This is a genomic window from Serratia rhizosphaerae, assembly GCF_009817885.1.
GTDB classification, from domain to species: domain Bacteria; phylum Pseudomonadota; class Gammaproteobacteria; order Enterobacterales; family Enterobacteriaceae; genus Serratia_B; species Serratia_B rhizosphaerae.
Genome location: NZ_CP041764.1, coordinates 146,937 through 168,593 on the forward strand (window position 1 = coordinate 146,937; position 21,657 = coordinate 168,593).

The following is a 21,657-nucleotide window of genomic DNA, read 5'->3' on the forward strand; positions in this document are numbered from 1 at the left end:
GGTTACGTGGAATATGATTTAATCGTCGTCGGCAGCGGTTCCGTTGGCGCAGCAGCTGGCTACTACGCCACGCAGGCAGGGTTGAAAGTGCTGATGATCGACAGCGAAATCCCCCCGCACAGCAACGGCAGCCACCACGGCGATACGCGCATTATCCGCCATGCTTACGGCGAAGGTGAAAAATATGTTCCGTTATTGCTGCGCGCGCAGGCCCTGTGGAATGGCCTGACGCGGGACAGCGGCGAGCAGCTGTTTCACGCCTGCGGCGTACTCAACCTGGGTCCCAAAGACGCCGAGTTCATCGCCAACGCCCGGCAAAGCGCACGCACTTTCCGTCTGAACACCCAACTGCTGAGCGCCGACGAAGTACAACAGCGCTGGCCGGAATTTAACGCGCCGGCGCACTATGTCGGCGTCTTCGAGCCGGATGCCGGTTTTCTGCGCTCCGAACAGGCCATCAGGCAATATATCCGCCTGGCGAAAGAGGCCGGCTGCAGCCAGCTGTTTAACTGCCCGGTCACCGCGGTTAACAGCGTTGACGGCGGCGTTGACGTCACCACGGCAGAAGGCAGCTATCAGGCGAAAAAAGTCCTGGTCGCCGCCGGCACCTGGGTAAAAGCACTGTTGCCGCAGTTACCGGTCACAGCATTGCGTAAAGTGTTTTCCTGGCATCAGGCTGACGGACGTTACAGCGAACCCAACAGTTTCCCCGCCTTTACCGTTGAGGCGCAGGACGGCTGCCATTATTATGGCTTCCCTGCCGATAATGACGGCCTGAAGGTCGGCAAACACGATGGCGGCCAGCCGATTGAAACGCCACAGCAGCGCCGGGCGTTTGGCAGCATCGCCAGCGACGGCAGCGAAGTATTTAACTTCCTGCGTCAGCATCTGCCCGGTGTCGGCGTGTGTCTGCACGGTAAAGTCTGTACCTATGATATGAGTCCGGACGAAGACTTTATTATTGATACCGTTCCCGGCAGTGAAAATATGATGGTGATCACCGGGCTCAGCGGCCACGGCTTTAAATTCGCCAGCGTGCTGGGTGAAATAGCCGCGCTGTTCGCGCAGGATAAAGCCATTCCGTTCGATCTGACCCCGTTCTCGCTGCAGCGTTTTAACTAAAAGCGCCAGCGCAATCGCAGCCTTTGTCCGCATCGGCTGCGACCTTTCTCCCTCACGTTGACACCAGAATATGCCCCTCGCTGCCTATCCACGGAAAAAGCTGGTGTAACAATCCAGATTTCCGAATTGATTGCCGGTGACGTCCCTCCTATTTTATCCCTGTAATGCCAGGTATTAATTGCCCGATCACAAGGATGTCAGCATGAAACTACTCGTCGTGGACGAATGCGGTTATACCCGTCTCGGCATCGCCAGCTATCTGGCCGATAATGCCGCCAATACCGTCACCAGCTGTGATACGCTCAGCGCCGCGGTGCAACACCTGTCCAGTCATACTCCTTCACATATCCTGCTGAATCTGACCAACTACTGCCGGCCAAATCAAGACGAACCTTGGTTACAAACGTTGATCGACAGCAGTGATAACGCGGTGTTGTTTATCTACCTGGATGCGCCCTATCCTTACGGCGATCGGCCGATGCGCATTGCCGATAATGCCTTCCTGTTCAATAAAGCCGCTTTGCCCAAAGCACTGCGTATCCTGCGTGATACGCCGCACGTCTTACTGGAAAGCGGCCTGCACTCGTTGTTCAGCCCGCAGGAATTGACGGTGATGAAGTACTGGATGGCGGAAGTACCAAACTATCGGATCGCCCGCAAACTGCAGATCAGTGCGCATACCGTTTATGTGCATAAGCGCCATATCACGGAGAAAATTAACGCCCGTAACCGGCTTGAGTTTTATTCGTTATACAACATATTGCGCTATTTTTATCCGCCCGATGCTCCGGGCTTACGCACCGTGGTGCGCATGGCGGGCTGAAAGGCTTCAGTCCGCCAAATACCTTAACGCCGCGTCATTCAGCCCGGCGTTCCGGCTCGTTTTCGTCGCGGCCATCGCCCAGAATCACCGCTATTTTCCTGCCGTTTTCACTGGCTTCCAGCGCGATACGCGCAATAATGGTGAGCGGCACCGACAGCAACATCCCCACCGGCCCTAGTAGCCAGCCCCAGAAAATCAGAGAGAGAAAGACCACCAGCGTCGACAGGCCAAGGCCGCGCCCCATCACCCGCGGCTCGAGGATATTGCCAATCACCAGGTTGATCAGTACAAAACCGCCGGCCACCGCCAGCGCATCACCAAAACCGTTAAATAACAGCGCGGTAATCAACGGCGGCACGGCAGCAATCACCGAACCGATATTGGGAATAAAATTGAGCAGGAAAGCCAGCAACCCCCAGATGAAGGCAAAACGCACGCCGATAATCGCCAAAAAGATCCAGACAATGAGGCCGGTCGCCAGACTAATCACCGTTTTGATCACCAGATAATGCGTCACCCCCTGCACCGCCCGCTGCAGGTTGGCAATGCCCTGAGTGGGCCTGCTCAATGCCTGTCGCAGCTTCACCGGCAGCAGCTGCACTTCAAACAGCATAAATACCACCGTCATCAGCAGCAGGAAAATATTGGTCATGGCGCCGGAAAGGTGACTCAGCATGCGCGTCACCAAATTCATCGTGGCGCTGGGATCGATATAATGCACAATCGCCTCTGCCGAGATGACAATGTTGAAGCGGTCCGCATAGCGCTGCAGCTCATGCATTTTTTCCGTCATCATGCCGCGATACTGCGGCAGTGAACGCGCAAACTCATTCAGCGATGCCCCCATCATGCCGATAAACATCACCAAAACGATCACCACCAGCGTCACTAACAGCATCACGCCCAGAATGCGCGGCACTCGCCAGCGTTCCAGCCGGGTAACCAACGGGTTTAGCACGATGGTTAAAAAGATCGCCAACAAAAACGGCACCACAATTTCCGAAGAGGTTTTAATCCCGGCAAGGATCACCACGATCATCGCCAGCATAATCGCCAGACGCAGCGGGCGATCGATGAAGAAATTTCGGCTCAAGATAACATCCTTTTTTTCCCCGATAATGCGCAAACCATTGAAACATTTATTTTAACAAACTCTGCCTCGGGGCTGTGGGTTAATCATCAGTTTTTATAAATCATCCGCACAGAAAATCAGCGGGCACAGGTCGGCGGCAGCAACGCCTCTCAGGCCGCAAAGACGCGTTGCCGAACGTCGTCGCCCGTATTTACGCAACATGACAAAAACTGACAATAAAATAGAAATTCGTTTTATTTCAATTCACAACGAAAGCATCCCCCTTCTCTTTTCCCTTCTCCTTTCAACGATTCCTTTGATTAATTTTTCCGATCTTGTGCAAATCCACTGACTAATATTATTAAGTCGTAACATAGTTAAATTTATTATTGATTTTATGTTTTTTCATGTTAATTATTGCAGCCGGCAATAAGGAATTAAGGAAGTCCGATGCTTTGGAAAAACACCCCTGACCGTTTCGGTCATCTGTTTATTTTGATCCACTGGCTGGTTGCTCTTGTGGTGTACGGCATGTTTGCGCTTGGCCTATGGATGGTCACGCTGGGCTATTACGACGTGTGGTATCACCAGGCGCCGGAGATCCATAAGAGCATCGGCGTGCTGCTGTTTATCGTGATGGTGGCGCGCGTCATCTGGCGCCTGATTTCTCCGCCGCCAAAACCGCTGGCCAGCTACTCCCGCGTTACCCGCGTCGGCGCCATCCTGGCGCACCTGGCGCTGTATGTCATTCTGTTCGCCATTCTGATCAGCGGCTATCTGATTTCTACCGCCGACGGCCAGGCGATCAGCGTGTTCGGCTGGTTCGAGGTTCCCGCCAGCGTCACCGGCATGGGCGCCCAGGCCGATACCGCCGGTACGATTCATCTTTATCTGGCCTGGAGCGTCGTTGTGCTGTCGGTACTGCACGCCCTGGCCGCGCTTAAGCATCACTTTGTGGATCGTGATGTCACTTTGAAACGGATGCTGGGTCGCAGCGCCGATTAACCTCTTGGAATAATGGAGATAACCATGTTGAAAAAGACCGTATTAGGCCTGACCGCAGGCGCACTGTTACTGAGCGCCGGTTCCGCGCTGGCCGCCGACTACAAAATCGACAAGCAGGGGCAGCACGCCTTCGTCCAATTCCGCATCCAGCATCTCGGCTACAGCTGGCTGTACGGCACCTTCAAAGATTTTGACGGCGCCTTCACTTTCGATGAGAAAGATCCGTCCAAGGATAAAGTCAGCGTCACCATCAACACCGCCAGCGTAGACACCAACCATGCGGAACGTGACAAACACCTGCGCAGCGCCGAATTCCTCAACGTGGAAAAAAACAAACAGGCGAAGTTTGAATCCACCGAAGTGAAAAAAGACGGCGAAGGCTATGCCGTAGTCGGCAACCTGACGCTCAACGGCGTCACCAAGCCGGTTACGCTGGACGCCAAGCTGATTGGCCAGGGCAACGACCCATGGGGCGGCTACCGTGCCGGCTTTGAAGCCAACGGTAAGATCAAGCTGAAAGACTTCGGCATCACAACCGATCTCGGCCCGGCCTCACAAGACGTTGAGCTGATCATCTCCGTCGAAGGCGTACGCGAGAAGGCATAAAAAAACAAGGGCGCGGTCATACCGCGCCCTTTCGTGATTCCCATCCGGCAACGATTATTTATCTTCCGGATCCGGAATATGCATGGTGGTCTGCAACAGCCCCTTCGACTTGTTGAAGATCTTCACACCGTTCTCCCGCCCAGCGCGCCGCGCACGCTGCTCTTCACGCGGCAGTTTCAGCTCTTCACGACAGATTTCGCTACAGCAGCCTTCAAACTTGGCGGCACAGCTCGGGCACTGGATAAACAGCAAATGGCAGCCGTCATTCTTGCAGTTGGTATGGCTATCGCACGGTGCGCCGCACTGATGGCAGTGGGCGATAACATCGTCCGAGATCCGCTCGCCCATCCGCTCGTCGAACACGAAGTTCTTACCGATAAACTTCAGCGGCAACCCCTGCTCTTTAGCACGACGGGTGTATTCAATAATGCCGCCTTCCACGTGATAAATGTTTTTAAAACCGTTATGCAGCATGTAGGCGCTGGCCTTTTCACAGCGGATGCCGCCGGTGCAGTACATGACAATATTCTTGTCTTTCTGCTCCTGCAGCATTTCCACCGCCATCGGCAGCTGATCGCGAAAGGTGTCGGAAGGCACTTCAATAGCATTTTCAAAATGCCCCACTTCATACTCATAGTGGTTGCGCATATCGACAAACAGCGTATTCGGATCGTCGATCATGGCATTGACCTGATCGGCCTTCAGATACTCACCCACGTTAGCAGGATCGAAACTGTTATCGTCGATACCGTCGGCAACGATACGCTCACGCACCTTAAGGCGCAGCACCCAGAAGGATTTACCGTCATCTTCCAGCGCGATGTTCAAACGCACCTGATCCAGCGCCGGGTGTGAAGCAAACAGAGCCGTTTTGAACGCCTCAAAACGGCTCTGCGGTACGCTGATCTGCGCGTTGATGCCCTCTTTCGCCACATAGATGCGGCCAAACACCTTCAGTTTTTCAAACTGAATGTACAGGCTGTCGCGAAAGGCTTTGGGATCATCGATAGTGAAATATTTATAAAAAGAAACCGTGGTGCGCGGCTCGGTTTCAGCCAGCATGCGCGCCTTCAGTTCCTCATTGGAGATTCGGTTATGTAACACTGGCATGGTGTACGTTCCTGTTCTTTCTGAGGGGATTAATCGCCGCGCGCCGCCCCCGGAGCGACGCGCGGCGCACATCATACCTGAAAATACCAGGCAGCACATCATGAACTGCCCGGCCATCTTTGCGGCTGCTAAACTTGATGCAGTTCACAAATCCACATGCGGAGAGTGTGAGCACGCTATTCAATGCGACCTGAAAAGAGGATATCAATGAGCCAGCTATTCAAACCGATTTCCCTTGGGAAACTCAGTCTGCCAAACCGCATCATTATCGCGCCGATGTGTCAGTATTCCGCCGAACAGGGCGCGGCGACGCCATGGCATACCATGCACCTGGGCAGCCTGGCAATGTCCGGCGCCGGCCTGCTGATTGTCGAAGCAACGGCGGTATCGCCGGAAGGGCGCATTTCACCGCAGGATCTGGGATTGTGGGACGACGCCACCGAACAGGCGTTGGCCGAGGTCGTCAATGCGGTCAAGCAGCACGCCACCATGCCGCTGGGCATTCAGTTAGGTCACGCCGGACGTAAAGCCTCCACCGCAGTGCCCTGGGAAGGCGGCGGTCAGATTAGCCAGGCAAATGGCGGCTGGCAAACCATCGCTCCCTCCGCAACGCCGTTCCATTCCGACGATGAAGCGCCGGAGGCGATGAGCCTGCCGCAAATCGCCCAGTTAAAGCAACAGTTCGTCGACGCAGCCAAACGCGCCGATCGCCTGGGCTTTGAGCTGATTGAGCTGCATGGCGCCCACGGCTATCTGCTGCATCAGTTCCTGTCGCCGCTGGCCAATCAGCGCGATGACCAGTATGGCGGCTCGCTGCAAAACCGTATGCGGCTGCTGCTGGAAATTTTCGGCGAGGTACGTGCGGTATTCCCGGCGCACAAAGCCGTCGGCGTACGCATCTCCGCCAGTGACTGGGTGCAGGACGGCTGGGATGAGCAACAGTCGGTGGCGCTGACCAAGGCGCTGAAAGAGCTGGGCTGCGACTATATTCACGTCTCAAGCGGCGGTCTATCTCCACAGCAGCAAATCCCCGTCGGCCCGAATTATCAGGTGCCCTTCGCCGAGACCATCAAACGCGAAGTCGGCCTGCCGACTATCGCCGTCGGTTTAATCACTGAACCGGAGCAGGCCGAAGCGATCGTCGCCACCGGCCAAGCCGATATGGTGGCGCTGGCGCGCGGCATCCTGTATAACCCGCGCTGGCCGTGGCACGCCGCGGCCAAGCTGGGTGCAAAAGCCAGCGCACCGCCGCAATACTGGCGTTCAGAACCTCATGTATTGAAAGGACTGTTCAGCAACGGCTAAACGCCGGCGCCCGGCCCTGGGTCGATATCATTCTGCCCTGAATCATTCGGCCGTTAGCCTGACTAACGGCCTGATCGCCCGCCACTCCTCCTCTCCTGCTGCGGGAAAATACGCCACAGAGCGCACCATAACCTAATTCAGGATTTTCCTGTCACGCCAGAAAATGCCACAATAACTGCCATTACCGGCAGAAAATGATACGCGTGCACAGAGTCCCTTAGGGCAACGGACCATGCTAATTCGCTGTTATGACACCAATAATTACCAAAAAAAGCTGAGAATACATGACACAACTTCCTTCTTTTAATCGTTCCCTGCTGCATCCGCGTTATTGGCTGACCTGGTTCGGCATTGGTTTGTTATACCTGCTGGTACTGCTGCCTTATCCCGTCATTTACCGCCTCGGCACCTCGCTTGGCCGTTTCTCCATGCGTTTTCTGAAACGCCGCGTGGTCATTGCACAGCGCAATCTGACACTGTGTTTCCCGGATATGCCGCAGGCGGAGCGTGATGCGCTGGTGGTGAAGAATTTCGAGTCGGTCGGCATGGGTCTGTTTGAAACCGGCATGGCCTGGTTCTGGCCGGACTGGCGCATCAAACGCTGGTGCCGTCCGGAAGGGCTGGAGCACATTCAGCAGGCGCGGGACAACCAACAGGGCGTTTTGCTGATCGGGCTGCATTTTTTAACGCTGGAGCTGGGCGCCCGTATTTTCGGCATCTATAACCCCGGCATCGGCGTCTATCGTCCGCATGACAATAAACTGCTGGATTGGCTGCAAACCTGGGGACGGATGCGCTCCAATAAATCGATGCTGGACCGCAAAGATATCAAAGGCATGATCCGCGCGCTCAAACAGGGCGATATCATCTGGTATGCGCCAGACCACGACTACGGCCCGCGCAGCAGCGTCTTCGCTCCGCTGTTTGCCGTAGACAACGCCGCCACCACCACCGGCAGCTATATGCTGGCACGGATGGGCAAACCGGCGATTATCCCCTTTGCTCCGCGCCGCCTGCCAGATGGCCAGGGTTATGAGTTACTGATTCAGCCGGCGGTGGAAGACTTCCCGCTGGACAGCGAACTGAGCGCCGCCACCCGGATGAACCAGGTGGTGGAGCACGGTATTCTGCTGGCGCCGGACCAGTATATGTGGCTGCACCGCCGCTTTAAAACCCGTCCGGAAGGCGAACCCTCACTGTATTAAATCTTACCCGCCTGACGGCGGGTTTTTTATGGCTGATGACTTGAGCCGCGGGCGAAACAGTGTGAAGGTAAAGGTTTCGAACCTACGCTAACCGTGGAGCGCATCATGTATATTGTCAGTCTGACCTACCATCGCCCGATTGAAGAGGTCGACAGCCATCTTGAAGGGCATATCGCCTGGCTGAAAAAGTATTTCGCCCAAGGTGATTTTATTGCCGCCGGGCGTAAAAACCCGCGCAACGGCGGCGTAATCCTCGCCAAACAGATGGCACGTTCACAGCTGGACGCCATTCTGGCGCAGGATCCGTTTACCGCGGTGGCGAACTACGAGGTGACCGAACTGGCGGTAACCGCCGCCGGCGAAGATTTCAGCAACCTGCTCAACCTGTAATTCTCCCTCCCGCGCCGCTCAGCGCGGGATCGCACCCTGTTTTATTTTTGAAACTTTATTTTATTTTTCCGTCTCTCCGTCCCGAACACATTTGAAGTCCGCGCATCGAAGGCGCATACTGAGCAGGCTAACTTTTTTGCCTTGGCCGCAGCGCCATCGCCTGCCTCTTCTTCTGCTGTTACGGTAACCCATGGCTCCGGTATCAGAACCTATTAACTGGAAACGCAACCTCTTCGTCGCCTGGCTCGGCTGCTTTCTTACCGGCGCCGCCTTCAGCCTGGTCATGCCCTTTTTACCACTCTACGTCGAATTGCTTGGCGTCTCCGGGCATGAGGCGCTGAACCTGTGGTCCGGGCTGGTGTTCAGCATTACCTTCCTGTTTTCCGCCGTCGCCTCGCCTTTCTGGGGCGGACTGGCCGACCGGCGTGGGCGCAAACTGATGTTGCTGCGCTCCGCGCTGGGCATGGCCATCGTGATGGCGCTGATGGGTATGGCGCAAAACATCTGGCAGTTTCTGGCGCTGCGCGCGGTGCTCGGCCTGCTCGGCGGCTTTATTCCCAATGCCAACGCGCTGATCGCCACCCAGGTGCCGCGCAACCGCAGCGGCTGGGCGCTGGGCACCCTCTCAACCGGCGGCGTCAGCGGTGCATTGATCGGTCCGTTGATCGGCGGCCTGTTAGCCGACCAGTACGGCCTGCGCCCGGTGTTCTATATCACCGCCGCCGTCCTGTTTATCTGCTTTATGCTGACGCTGTTTTTCGTCAGGGAACAGTTCACCCCGGTACAACGGAAAGATATGCTGCACGCCCGTCAGGTGTTTGCCTCGCTGAAAAACCCCAGATTGATTTTGGCGCTGTTCGTGACCACCATGATTATTCAGATCGCCACCGGCTCTATTGCACCGATCCTGACGCTGTACGTGCGCGATTTGGCCGGCGATATCCATAACCTGGCGTTCGTCAGCGGGCTGATCGCCTCCGTGCCCGGCGTTGCCGCGTTGATCAGCGCGCCGCGTCTGGGGAGGCTGGGCGACCGCATCGGGCCGGAACGTATTCTCGTCTGTATGCTGCTGTTCTCCGTGTTGCTGCTGATCCCTATGGCTTTTGTGCAAACGCCATGGCAGCTGGCGGTGCTGCGTTTCCTGCTGGGTGCCGCCGACGGCGCCCTGCTGCCTGCGGTACAGACGCTATTAATCTACAACAGCAGCAATCAGGTGGCCGGGCGCATCTTCAGCTATAACCAATCCTTCCGTGACGTCGGCAATGTCACCGGCCCGCTGCTCGGCGCGGCGGTTTCCGCCAGCTACGGTTTTCGGGCGGTATTCGGCGTGACGGCGCTGGTGGTGATGTTCAACGCGCTCTATTCATGGCGCTGTCTGCAGCGTCGCCCCAAACCCCCGCAGGAAAAACAGCTGCAAGAAGAACCATAATACGCAGCCCGCACTATTTTTTATCATTAGCGGCCATTTTCAGCACTTTCATTATTCATGGCGTTTCGTCACCGCTGGCCGCCAGCTGCGACAAAGAAACCACCTATCTAGTTGTTTATAAAAACAATTAAAAAAACTGCTCAATAAACGCCCTGTCAATCACATTTACCACTTTTCCAACATAAAAACTAAAAAAGTAGATGTTTGTCGACTTTTCATCTAATAAATGGGATATAGGTACTAGACAAAACCAACAGCCGATTATCAAATGGCTGAATAATATCACGCAGAGTGCCCGCACTCTGCTAAGTGAAGAAAGGGTCGCGACGCTTTCCACGGCATACGGGCGTTGCGGCCGCGGTTTTGTCCGGTAACCCGCTTTTGCGGAATTATCACGCTTAACAACATATACATACCACACTATAAGCCGGTGCAATCGGCAGACTTTATTGGGAATACGTTATGCAATCCTCTAGCAACCAACAAGAAAGCCGGACCTTTTTCGGCCATCCATACCCGCTCGGTTCACTGTTCTTCACCGAAATGTGGGAACGCTTTTCGTTTTACGGCATTCGCCCGCTGCTGATTCTGTTTATGGCCGCCACGGTTTATGAAGGCGGAATGGGACTGGCGCGCGAAAACGCGTCGGCTATCGTCGGTATCTTCGCTGGTAGTATGTACCTGGCCGCACTGCCCGGCGGCTGGCTGGCCGATCACTGGCTGGGGCAGCGCAAAGCCGTCTGGTACGGTTCGATTCTGATCGCTCTCGGCCACCTGTCGATAGCCCTGTCCGCTATTATGGGCAATCCGCTGTTCTTTATCGGCCTGATGCTGATCGTGCTGGGCTCCGGGTTGTTCAAAACCTGTATCTCGGTGATGGTCGGTACGCTGTACAAGAAAGGCGACGCCCGCCGCGACGGAGGGTTCTCGCTGTTTTATATGGGCATCAATATGGGCTCATTTATCGCGCCGCTGATTTCCGGCTGGCTGATCAAATCGCACGGCTGGCACTGGGGCTTTGGCATCGGCGGTATCGGTATGCTGGTGGCGCTGGTGATTTTCCGCATCTTCGCCGTGCCGGCAATGAAACGCTACGACAAAGAAGTGGGGCTGGATTCTACCTGGAACAGTCCTGTCGTGAAGAAAAACGGCGTGGGCGCCTGGCTGGGAGGCATCGCGCTGGTTATCGTGGCGCTGACCGCGATGGTCGCCAACGGTACGATCGTGATTAACCCGGTGGCCGTCGCCAGCATACTGGTTTACGTCATCGCCGCTTCGGTGACGCTCTATTTTATTTACCTGTTCGCCTTCGCCGGTTTGAACCGCAAAGAGCGCGCCCGCCTGTTGGTGTGCTTTATCCTGCTGGTTTCAGCCGCCTTCTTCTGGTCTGCCTTTGAGCAGAAGCCGACCTCGTTCAACCTGTTCGCCAATGACTACACCAACCGCATGATCGGTGATTTTGAGATTCCGGCGGTCTGGTTCCAGTCCATCAATGCGCTGTTTATTATCCTGCTGGCGCCGGTATTCAGTTGGCTGTGGCCGGCGCTGGCGCGTAAGCAAGTCCAGCTGAGCAGCATCACGAAATTTGTGATTGGCATCCTGTTCGCCGCCGCCGGTTTCGGGCTGATGATGATGGCCGCCCAGCACGTTCTGAGCAACGACGGCGCCGGCGTATCACCTATGTGGCTGGTTGCCAGCATTCTGATGCTGACGCTGGGAGAGCTGTGCCTGAGCCCTATCGGGCTGGCGACCATGACGCTGTTGGCGCCGGAGAGAATGCGCGGGCAGATGATGGGCCTGTGGTTCTGCGCCAGCGCGCTCGGCAACCTGGCGGCCGGCCTGATCGGCGGCCATGTGAAGGCGGATCAGTTGGACTCACTGCCGGAGCTGTTTGCACGCTGTTCCATCGCGCTGCTGATTTGCGCCGCCGTGCTGACCCTGCTGATTGTGCCGATTCGCCGCATGCTGGCCAATACCAAAACCAGCAGCGAGCAGCAGCCGGCCACCAGCGTCTGATCGCTCTGCGTTTTCGCATAAGCCGGCGCATTACGCGCCGGCTTTTTTATGCCCGCCACTCCTGCCGTTGCAGTACGACGCGATAGCCATCCAGATCGGCGAAAGTCTGACCATGACTATCCCAGTACGGGTTATAGGCGCTAACCCGGTTAAAACCCGCCGCCAGCATTTGCCGGCACTGAGCCTGCCACTCGGAGGCATCCGGCACGTAGAACACCAATAAGTTGTCCTTGCTCAATGCCTGCCCCGCCGGCTCCCCGCGGTGATGGGTAAACTCAAGGTGATAAGCATGGTGCGGATGCCCCAGCATCACGCCGTCAAAACCCTGATGATCGTAAAACTCCCCTAACCGGCTGAATCCCAAGCCATCGCAATACATGGCCACAATAGACTGCAGACGATCGGTAGGCCGTGCAATACGCAGAACGGCATTTTTAGGCAACATGGTTTCCCCCAGTAAATACTCCGTCACCGGCCTGACGGCATTGACATAGGCAAGAGTAGTAAACGTTCAATGTTAATTCAGAGAGTAACGTGCTGTTTGTCCTGCTCCGGTTACAGCACATTCCAGCGCAAAAAATACCGCCGTTATCAGCGGCGGTATTTTGGCTTATCACGTATGCGCCGGCTTAAAACAGCCCCTGCGCCTTATCCGAATAACTGACCAGCAGGCACTTGGTCTGTTGGTAGTGCTCCAGCACCATTTTATGTGTCTCGCGACCGATGCCTGACAGTTTATAACCGCCGAAGGCGGCATGCGCAGGATAGGCATGATAACAATTGGTCCAGACCCGGCCGGCCTGAATGCCGCGCCCCATTTTATAGGCCAACGAGCCGTTGCGGCTCCAGACGCCGGCGCCCAGCCCAAACGGTGAATCGTTGGCGATGGCCAGCGCTTCGTCGGCATCTTTGAAGGTGGTCACCGCCAGCACCGGGCCAAAGATCTCTTCCTGGAAGACGCGCATGTGATTGCGCCCGAACAATACCGTCGGCTCCAGGTAGTAACCGTTACTCAATTCCCCCCCCAGATCGACACGGTTGCCGCCAATCAGCACTTCTGCGCCCTCCTGCTTACCGATTTCGATGTAATTCATGATGGTTTGCAGCTGATCGGCGGATACCTGCGCCCCCACCTGCGTGGCGATATCCAGCGGGCTGCCGCGCCGAATCTTCGCCACGCGCTCAAGTGCCCTTTCAATAAACCGTTCATAAATGGATTCCTGAATCAGCGCGCGGCTCGGACAGGTGCAAACCTCTCCTTGATTAAAGGCGAACAGGGCAAACCCTTCCAGCGCTTTATCAAAAAAGGCGTCGTCTTTATCCATCACGTCTTCAAAGAAGATATTGGGAGATTTCCCGCCCAGTTCCAGCGTCACCGGAATCACATTCTGAGCGGCATAGCCCATAATCTGCTGTCCCACTTCCGTCGAACCGGTGAACGCAACCTTGGCGATACGCGGAGAGGTAGCCAGGTATTCACCGATCTTGGCCCCGGAGCCGTTGACCACGTTCACTACGCCCGGCGGCAGAATATCCTGGATAATCTCCATCAGCACCAAAACGGACAGCGGCGTCAGCTTGGCCGGTTTTAACACCACACAGTTCCCCGCCGCCAGCGCCGGCGCCAGCTTCCAGCAGGCCATCAGCAGCGGGAAGTTCCACGGAATAATCTGCCCGACAACCCCCAACGGCTCATGAAAATGATAGGCGACCAGTTCTGGCTCAATATCGCTGATGCTGCCGTCCTGCGCGCGGATACAGGCAGCAAAATAACGGAAATGATCCAGCGCCAGCGGCACGTCTGCGCCCTGAGTTTCACGCAGCGCCTTGCCGTTGTCCCAACTTTCCACTGCGGCCAACAGCGGCAGGTTGGCTTCCATCCGGTCTGCTATCGCGTTAAGCAGCGCCGCGCGCTGCGCTACCGACGTTTTCGACCAACTTAATTTCGCCTGGTGGGCGGCATCCAGCGCCAGATCCACATCTCGTGAATCAGAGTTTGCCACTTCACACATCGGCTGGCCGGTCACTGGCGTCAGATTAGTAAAGTATTCACCACCGCAAGGCACCACCCATTGGCCGCCGATAAAGTTGTCATAGCGTTTTTTCAGATCGAAACCGGGCATAATGTTATTTGTTGTCATCCATTTTATCCTCTTTGTGGTTATCGTTATCCAAATAGCCGGAACCGGAAGAATCCCCGGGACGTTAATTCCATGGCATTAACAAAAAACAGGAGGTTGCCGTTATTGTTATCAGACTAGTATGCTCAGGTAAATAACGATGCGCCATAAAATCACTTATCTGGATAATCATCACAAATATTCCGAATGAATGACAAAAACAGTCAGGATAATTCAATAAATAAACTTAATGGCCATAATATTAATAAAGTTAAGCAATATAATTATCGATTTATATTCATACCGTGAATCTATCTATACCTTTACTCTATCAAACGCCGTCGCCAATCAGCCAGATCAACCTCCCCTGCGGAGCATGAGGCAAATTGAATGCCCCACCGTTTTCCTCCCACGATCTGGCATTCGCTGACGACAGCGTAAAAAAATTTGCATCCTGTGCAGCGGCGACAACAATTAATTTTGACGTTTTTCATTCTGCTTCAGTTCCCTGAAGCTCGCCAACCCACCGCACTGTGACCGGAGACGATTATGGACCTGTATGACACGCTGGAAGAAGCGATTGAAGCAGCGCGCGAAGCCTTTATTGAGTCCACCGACGGGGAAGATAACGAACCGCCGGCGGCGCAACAGTTCAATTTGCAAAAATACGTGATGCTGGATGGTGATATCCTGTGGCAAGCAGAGTTTTTTGCCGAGGAAGGCGCGTCGACGGAGTGCCTGCCGCTGCGCAGCGGTGCCGCCGCCCAGGCGATTTTTGCCGGCGACTATGACGACATAGAGATCCGCGAAGAGTGGCTGGACGAAAACACCCTTTATGAATGGGACGACGACGATTTCCAACTGGAACCGCCGTTAGATACCGAAGAGGGGGAAACCGCGGCCGACGAATGGGATGATGAACGCTAGCGCGTCCATAAGCACTCAGCGGCTGCGACAGAATTGAAGGAGCGACAATGATCATCAGGCCGGCCCAGCCCGCCGATTACCCCGCCATTCTGGCGCTGCAGGCGCAAAACGTGCCGGAGCATCTCAGCGCTGAACGGCGGCGGCAAGGATTTATCGTTTCGAAAATGGATGAAGCCCAGCTTGCGCGCATCAATGCGGAGCTAGGCATTCTGGTGGCGGACGCGGAAGGACAACTGGCCGGCTTTGTCTGCCTGACGCAGGCGCATATGCAGCCTCGCCCTGAGGTCGTCGACGCCATGCTGGCCACACTGGACGTACAGCACTTTGACAACCGGCCGATTCAGCAGCTGCGCTATTTTCTCTACGGCCCGGTTTGCCTGGACCAACGCTGGCGCGGCAAAGGGGTGCTGAAACAACTGTTTGCGGCGGTAAAAAACCATACGCGGGCATCGTACGATCTGGGAGTTCTGTTTATCGACGACGCTAACCCGCATTCGCTCGCCGCCCATCAGCAAGGGCTGGGCATGACGACGGTCACGACGTTTACCTGCCGGGGCAAGCGTTATTCCCTGCTGGCATTCGCCACCCGCTAGGCAGGCTACTCATAAGGCCCGTGCTGCGCGTCAAACGGCAGCATGAAGGTATCCACCACCATTGACAGCGGCACGTCAATCACCGTCAGATAGCGCCAGGGCGTGTCACGCAGGTCCCACTGTACGCCCGGGTAATATTGATGGCCATGGCCGGCACCGGGCACCGTACGGCTGATAATACTGCCGCAGCCGGACAGCGTCATGACGCCCAGCGTTAATAACGCCACCCGCAGCAAGAAACCTGTTTTCACTCTCTTAACCTATCCGTCGCCTGATAATACCGGCGCGCAGTGTAACATGATGACCGGCACACAGAATGTCAGCATTATGTAAGCGCCATAAAAAAAGGACGCGTAGTTACGCGTCCTTTTGTCTGCGGCCAAGCCGGCGCTTAGCGCTGACCGGCCGGGTGAGCCTGCGCATTATGCGGCAACTGCTGATAATACGTCCGCCAGCCCTCACCTTCCGGCTGCTGCCAAACGCGCTGATGCAGTCGGGAGAGTGCCACCGGATCGCTGAGCAATTCCAGACGCTTCAGTTTTTCCAGTTTTTCCGGACCAACCTGCATCGCCTCATTGACCCGCTCCTCACGAGCACGCTCAATCGCCGCGCGCAGATGGTGACGCGCCGTCGCCATCGCTGTTGCCAGCGCATTGAAGGACGGATTCACCACCGCGTGCATAAAGCCGTCACGCAGCGCACGAGCGCGGTTCTGCTGCAGATACTCCTCGGTCGCCACCAGCACTTTCGGCGGCGAGTACTCTTCCGGGATCAGGAACAGCTTGCCACGCTTGCTCTTCAGGCCGAGCGTCGCGCGACTGGAGAGCACCGATACGAACGGCGACAGAATCAGCGAGAATACGATCGGCGCCAGCCACCACAGGAAGCGCAGATCCAGCCACGCCATACCGCCGGCCCATACCAGCCCCAGCAGCATTTGCGATCCGTGACGTTTGAACGCTTCGCCCCACGGCGTATCGTCGTCATCACGCTGCGGCGAATTCCACACCACTTCCCAGCCAAGGAAGGCGCTGACCACAAACACGGTATGGAACAGCATGCGCACCGGCGCCAGCAGCACCGAGAACAGCATTTCCATCAGCATCGAGATCAGCAGGCGGAATGCTCCGCCGTATTCCTTCGCGCCTTTCGCCCAGATCAGGATCACGCTGAGCAGCTTCGGCAGGAACAACAGCACCAGCGTGGTGGAGAACAGCGCTATCGCCAGCTCCGGACGCCACTGCGGCCATACCGGGAACAGCTGCCTCGGCTGCAGGAAGTACTGCGGCTCCATCAGCGTATGCACCACCTGCAGCGCCGTCGACAGGGCCAGGAACATAAACCACAGCGGCGCAGACAGGTAAGACATCACGCCGGTCAGGAACACCGCGCGGTGCACCGGGTGCATGCCTTTCACCAGGAACAGGCGGAAGTTCATCAGGTTGCCGTGACACCAGCGGCGGTCGCGCTTCAGTTCATCCAGCAGGTTAGGCGGCAGCTCTTCATAACTGCCCGGCAGATCGTAGGCGATCCACACCCCCCAGCCGGCACGGCGCATCAGCGCGGCTTCGACAAAGTCATGGGACAGAATCGACCCGGCGAACGAACCTTCACCCGGCAGCGGCGCCAGCGCACAGTGCTCGATAAACGGCTTGACGCGGATGATCGCATTGTGGCCCCAGTAGTGGGACTCACCCAACTGCCAGAAGTGCAGACCGGCGGTAAACAGCGGCCCGTAGACACGCGTCGCAAACTGCTGAACGCGCGCATACAGCGTATCCATACCGGAGGCTTTCGGCGCAGACTGAATGATGCCGGCGTTCGGGTTGGCTTCCATCAGACGCACCAACCCGGTGAGGCACTCGCCGCTCATCACGCTGTCCGCGTCCAGAATCACCATGTAGCTGTAATCACCACCCCAGCGACGGCAGAAATCATCGATGTTGCCGCTTTTACGCTTCACACGACGACGACGACGGCGATAGAAAATACGCCCGTGGCCGTCAACATCGCGACACAGTTCCATCCAGGCTTTCTGTTCCGCAACGCAGATATCGGGATCGTAACTGTCGCTCAGCACGTAAATATCGAAATGATCCAGCTGCCCGGTCGCCTTGACCGACTCGTAAGTCGCACGCAGACCGGCGAAAACGCGTTCAACGTCTTCATTACAGATCGGCATAATCAGCGCGGTGCGGTGTTCCGGGTTAATCGGCTCATCGCCCTTGATGGTGGAGGAGATGCTGTATTTATCCTTGCCGATCAACAGCTGCAGGAAGCCCATCAGCGCCGTCCAAAAGCCCGCCGATACCCAACAGAACAGAATGGCGAACAAAATCAGGATGCCGGTTTGCAGTACGTAAGGCAGCAGTTGCAGCACCGACTGCATCAGATCCTGGTCGAGCATGGCGATCGGGTCGATCAGCGCCCAGCCCTGATACGGCAGAATGGTTTTCATATACCAGGTGGCAATACCGGTTTGCACCAACATCAGCACCAGTAATACATAGCGGCGCATGGAGCCCGCTATACGCCAGCGGTTTTCCGCGTCGGCCTCTTCTTTGCTGGCGTGACGATTGTGCGGCGATCGGCCCAGCAAAGAGTCCCAAAAGCGCGCCACCGGGTTGGTGCGCCAGGCTTCCGGAAACATGCTGGTGCGTTTGATCGGCGGCGTCGCTTTCAGAATGGCCCGCCCTTGCGCATCGGTATCAAAGTTTTCGTCGTCAACCGCATCCGGCCAGGCGTTTTCAATGCGGCTTTTAACCGAAGCCAGCGCGATATCGTCTTCCGGCAGCGTGGCGACGTTAGCGTCTTCAGCACCCATCTGGCGGTGCAGCGCTTCCAAAGACTGGCCGCCATCGGCGGCCAGTTGCTGATTGAGCGCCTCTGACCGCTCAGCGGTCAGAGGCATTGCCGCAAGATAATCCTGGGCAGTTTGAGTAGACTTATTCATTGGCAGGTAGCTGATAGCTCCAGGTTTCCGACAGGGTCTTATCACCATTAACCAGTGCTGCACGCATTTCTACAGGTTTCTTGTCGTCTTTCACTTTCACACGCAGCGTCAGACGCCAGCCTTTAGTCACTGGGTTATAGCGAACGTTGTTTTCCACCATTTCGCCGTTATCACCGACGCTCACCTGTGAAGCCACCGGCGTCTTCTCATCCAGGCCTTTCAGAACCGGCCCGACGAAATCCACCAGGAAGGCAACGCTGCCGTCCGGCTCGCGAATCAGGTTGGACTGCTTCACATCGCCGGTGGAGCGCATGGTCTGGCTCACATAGGCAATATCCTGTGAATGCAGTTTGTCTTCATCACGGGTGAAGTGCAGGCGATAATTCAGCGCCAGCGGCGTTTTGGCATCCGGCAGCACGTCCGGCGTCCAGAACGCCACGATATTGTCGTTGGTTTCATCGGCGGTCGGGATCTCCACCAGCTCAACCTTGCCTTTGCCCCAATCGCCACGCGGTTCAATCCAGCCGCTCGGACGCTGATCGTAACGATCGTCCAGATCTTCATAGTCTTTGAAGTCGCGACCACGTTGCAGCAGACCAAACCCTTTCGGATGCTCAACGGTGTAGGTGCTGACGGACAGGTGCTTCGGATTGTTCAGCGGGCGCCAGATCCATTCGCCGTTGCCGGCATGGATAGACAGGCCGTTGGAATCATGCAGCGCCGGACGGTAGTTCATCATCGGCGATGGCTGGTTCGGCCCGAACAGGAACATGCTGGTTAATGGCGCAATACCCAGCTTGCCCACTTTATCACGCAGGAACACCTTGGACTGTACGTCCACCACGGTGTCGCGGCCCGGATAGACCACAAAACGGTAGGCGCCGGTGGCGCGCGGCGAATCCAGCAGCGTATAAATCACCAGGTGTTTATCGCCCGCCTTAGGCCGTTCGATCCAGTATTCGCGGAAGCGCGGGAACTCTTCGCCGGAAGGCAGAGCGGTATCGATCGCCAGACCGCGGGCAGACAGGCCATAAACCTGGTCTTTACCCACCACGCGGAAATAGCTGGCGCCTAGCATGCTCATGATTTCATCGTTCTTATCCGCACGGTTGATCGGATACAGCACTTTGAAACCGGCAAAGCCCAGATTTTTCACCGACTCGGGATCGTGTTTCACCGAGCCGAAATTGAAGTAATCGGGGCTATATTTGATCTGTTTGACCGTGGTTGCGGTGACTTCGTTGATTTTCACCGGCGTGTCGAAGTACATGCCCTGATGATAAAACTCAAGCTTGAACGGGGTTTTCAGCTTGTTCCAATACGCTTTATCGTGATTGAACTGGATCTGCTGGTAGTCCGCAAACTTCATGTCGCGGAACTGAGAAGGAAGGTTGCTCTTCGGCGCTTCAAAACGCTTGCCTGCCAACTCCTGCGCCTGTTTGGCGACATCATCGAGCGTAAAGGCCCACGCCTGCGAACTGAACAGCGTGAACAACACGGTGGCACCTAACCAACGAACGCTCACGGCGCGTGGCTGTCTGGATAAAATATTAACTGGCACATCCCCCCCTATTCGTGTGCTCAAATCATTTAAAATCCATATTAATGGATTATTCAGCTATCCGACAACATGATAAATGATTGGTTCATGTTTCTGGCTCATAGTTTAGGCAGCTGACGAAGCCCAGCGTAGCAAGCCCGCGCGCAAGACGCTATGGAAAATTATGGGGTGATATAGTAGGGTCTGAAATGAGATTTAACCCATGCTTGATTAATAAGCAGGTTAAAGAAGCCTCAATAAAAACTATCTGCGGTATCTTATGACTAACGGAAACAACCAGCGCGAGTTTTTCCTGGATTCTATCCGGGCCTATTTAATGTTGCTCGGCATCCCTTTTCATCTTTCTCTGATTTACTCCAGCCATGCCTGGTCTGTGAATAGCGTCACGCCGTCGTTTTCACTGACGGTACTGAACGATTTCATCCATGCATTCCGTATGCAGGTGTTCTTCATCATCTCCGGTTACTTCTCCTTTATGCTTTACCAGCGTTATGAACGTAAACGCTGGCTCAAGGTGCGGCTGGAGCGGGTGGCCATCCCGCTGTTAAGCTCCATCCCCCTCATTACCCTGCCGCAGTTTTTCCTGCTGAAATACGCGACGCATAAACTGGACGGCTGGGATGGATTTGACCTTTATCAGAAAATTAACGTTGCCGTTTGGGAATTAGTATCCCATTTATGGTTTTTATTAACGCTGTCGCTGCTTACCTGCGCCGGTTTTTACCTGTTCAGAAAAATTAAGGCGATAAAAACGCCTATCGCGCCGTTCCCAATAAATAGCATGAATAGTTTAGGAAAGATCTCACTGTATTTTCTTATTTATGGGATAGCCTATTCGGTGGCGCACCGCATTATTTTAATGACCGCACCGCAGTTGCTCGGCGACGGACTGTTCAATTTTGTGGCGATGGAAACACTGTTCTACCTGCCGTTCTTCCTCCTTGGCGCCTACGCCTTCAAATACGCCTGGCTAAAAGAGATTTTCCTTACCCCGTCACCCAAGGCGGCACTGGGCGCGCTGTTGCTGTTCATCGCCTATATGCTGAACCAAAAGCTGCTGGCTCATAACGATCTGATGTTTGAAGTGGAAGTCCTGATCAAGATCGTACTGGGCATCCTGATGACCAACGTGGTGTTTTCATTCGGCCACCGGCTGCTGAACTACCATTCGCCGCGCATCACCTATCTGGTTAATGCCTCCTTATTTATCTACCTGGTGCACCATCCGCTGACGCTGCTGTACGGCGCTTTCGTTACGCCTCATATCAGCAATAACATTGTGGGATTCACGACGGGGCTGGTATTTGTCTTCGGACTGGCCTTTATATTGTATGAAGCGCATAAGCGGGTGCCATTGCTACGTTTCCTGTTTTCCGGCAAGCCTCAAAAGTAAAACGAGGCCTATTTTCAAGAATCATCC

Annotated in this window: 19 protein-coding genes; 12 read left to right on the plus strand and 7 right to left on the minus strand. The window is 55.6% G+C overall.

Annotation, left to right across the window (positions count from 1 at the left end):
- The first annotated feature begins 6 nt into the window (after positions 1–6).
- Complete coding sequence (gene solA / locus FO014_RS00795) at positions 7–1,122, plus strand: N-methyl-L-tryptophan oxidase (protein ID WP_160027070.1); 1,116 nt, start codon at positions 7–9, stop codon at positions 1,120–1,122.
- A gap of 202 nt (positions 1,123–1,324) precedes the next feature.
- Positions 1,325–1,945 carry a LuxR C-terminal-related transcriptional regulator gene (locus tag FO014_RS00800; protein WP_160027072.1) on the plus strand — a complete coding sequence of 207 codons (621 nt, stop codon included), beginning with the start codon at positions 1,325–1,327 and terminating at the stop codon, positions 1,943–1,945.
- A gap of 34 nt (positions 1,946–1,979) precedes the next feature.
- Here the strand turns inward: FO014_RS00800 and FO014_RS00805 are convergent, their stop codons facing one another.
- Positions 1,980–2,993 (minus strand): AI-2E family transporter, encoded by a 1,014-nt coding sequence (locus FO014_RS00805; RefSeq protein WP_246168157.1) that lies wholly within the window; start codon positions 2,991–2,993, stop codon positions 1,980–1,982.
- 474 nt (positions 2,994–3,467) lie between these two features.
- Here FO014_RS00805 and FO014_RS00810 point away from each other — a divergent pair, with 474 nt between their 5' ends.
- Both FO014_RS00810 and FO014_RS00815 read left to right on the plus strand, forming a co-directional pair.
- Positions 3,468–4,022: a cytochrome b gene (locus tag FO014_RS00810; protein ID WP_160027075.1), complete on the plus strand. Its 555-nt coding sequence runs from the start codon at positions 3,468–3,470 to the stop codon at positions 4,020–4,022.
- A gap of 24 nt (positions 4,023–4,046) precedes the next feature.
- Complete coding sequence (locus FO014_RS00815) at positions 4,047–4,628, plus strand: YceI family protein (protein ID WP_160027076.1); 582 nt, start codon at positions 4,047–4,049, stop codon at positions 4,626–4,628.
- 54 nt (positions 4,629–4,682) lie between these two features.
- Here FO014_RS00815 and trhO read toward each other — a convergent pair whose 3' ends face one another.
- Positions 4,683–5,738: an oxygen-dependent tRNA uridine(34) hydroxylase TrhO gene (trhO, locus tag FO014_RS00820; protein ID WP_160027077.1), complete on the minus strand. Its 1,056-nt coding sequence runs from the start codon at positions 5,736–5,738 to the stop codon at positions 4,683–4,685.
- Between the two features lie 207 nt (positions 5,739–5,945).
- Here trhO and FO014_RS00825 point away from each other — a divergent pair, with 207 nt between their 5' ends.
- The 5 genes from FO014_RS00825 (at position 5,946) to FO014_RS00845 (ending at position 12,083) form a co-directional block, all read left to right on the plus strand.
- Positions 5,946–7,043, plus strand: a complete 1,098-nt coding sequence (locus tag FO014_RS00825) for an NADH:flavin oxidoreductase/NADH oxidase (RefSeq protein WP_160027078.1) — start codon at positions 5,946–5,948, stop codon at positions 7,041–7,043.
- Positions 7,044–7,327: 284 nt separating this feature from the next.
- Positions 7,328–8,248 (plus strand): Kdo(2)-lipid IV(A) acyltransferase, encoded by a 921-nt coding sequence (locus FO014_RS00830; protein WP_105230713.1) that lies wholly within the window; start codon positions 7,328–7,330, stop codon positions 8,246–8,248.
- A gap of 105 nt (positions 8,249–8,353) precedes the next feature.
- On the plus strand, positions 8,354–8,638 hold the full coding sequence (locus FO014_RS00835; protein WP_105230712.1) for a YciI family protein: 285 nt from the start codon (positions 8,354–8,356) through the stop codon (positions 8,636–8,638).
- A 190-nt stretch (positions 8,639–8,828) separates the two neighbouring features.
- Complete coding sequence (gene mdtG, locus FO014_RS00840) at positions 8,829–10,067, plus strand: multidrug efflux MFS transporter MdtG (protein ID WP_160027079.1); 1,239 nt, start codon at positions 8,829–8,831, stop codon at positions 10,065–10,067.
- Positions 10,068–10,529: 462 nt separating this feature from the next.
- Positions 10,530–12,083, plus strand: coding sequence for a peptide MFS transporter (locus tag FO014_RS00845; protein ID WP_160027080.1), 1,554 nt, complete (start codon positions 10,530–10,532; stop codon positions 12,081–12,083).
- A 46-nt stretch (positions 12,084–12,129) separates the two neighbouring features.
- Here the strand turns inward: FO014_RS00845 and FO014_RS00850 are convergent, their stop codons facing one another.
- Positions 12,130–12,528, minus strand: a complete 399-nt coding sequence (locus FO014_RS00850) for a VOC family protein (protein ID WP_160027081.1) — start codon at positions 12,526–12,528, stop codon at positions 12,130–12,132.
- A 184-nt stretch (positions 12,529–12,712) separates the two neighbouring features.
- Positions 12,713–14,224 (minus strand): aldehyde dehydrogenase family protein, encoded by a 1,512-nt coding sequence (locus FO014_RS00855; protein ID WP_160027082.1) that lies wholly within the window; start codon positions 14,222–14,224, stop codon positions 12,713–12,715.
- Positions 14,225–14,752: 528 nt separating this feature from the next.
- Between FO014_RS00855 and FO014_RS00860 the strand changes: the two genes are divergently transcribed.
- Positions 14,753–15,130, plus strand: a complete 378-nt coding sequence (locus FO014_RS00860; RefSeq protein ID WP_160027083.1) for a MysB family protein — start codon at positions 14,753–14,755, stop codon at positions 15,128–15,130.
- A 47-nt stretch (positions 15,131–15,177) separates the two neighbouring features.
- Positions 15,178–15,723: a GNAT family N-acetyltransferase gene (locus FO014_RS00865; RefSeq protein WP_160027085.1), complete on the plus strand. Its 546-nt coding sequence runs from the start codon at positions 15,178–15,180 to the stop codon at positions 15,721–15,723.
- Positions 15,724–15,728: 5 nt separating this feature from the next.
- Here the strand turns inward: FO014_RS00865 and FO014_RS00870 are convergent, their stop codons facing one another.
- From FO014_RS00870 to FO014_RS00880, 3 genes are all read right to left on the minus strand, one after another.
- Positions 15,729–15,926, minus strand: coding sequence for a YceK/YidQ family lipoprotein (locus tag FO014_RS00870; protein WP_232251673.1), 198 nt, complete (start codon positions 15,924–15,926; stop codon positions 15,729–15,731).
- 188 nt (positions 15,927–16,114) lie between these two features.
- Complete coding sequence (gene mdoH, locus FO014_RS00875; RefSeq protein WP_160027087.1) at positions 16,115–18,676, minus strand: glucans biosynthesis glucosyltransferase MdoH; 2,562 nt, start codon at positions 18,674–18,676, stop codon at positions 16,115–16,117.
- Positions 18,669–20,237, minus strand: a complete 1,569-nt coding sequence (locus FO014_RS00880) for a glucan biosynthesis protein G (protein ID WP_201282901.1) — start codon at positions 20,235–20,237, stop codon at positions 18,669–18,671. Before FO014_RS00880 ends, mdoH begins: the two co-directional genes overlap by 8 nt.
- 259 nt (positions 20,238–20,496) lie before the next feature.
- On the opposite strand from FO014_RS00880, the gene mdoC reads away from it, so the two are divergent.
- Positions 20,497–21,630 carry a glucans biosynthesis protein MdoC gene (mdoC, locus tag FO014_RS00885; RefSeq protein ID WP_160027089.1) on the plus strand — a complete coding sequence of 378 codons (1,134 nt, stop codon included), beginning with the start codon at positions 20,497–20,499 and terminating at the stop codon, positions 21,628–21,630.
- Positions 21,631–21,657 lie beyond the last annotated feature (27 nt).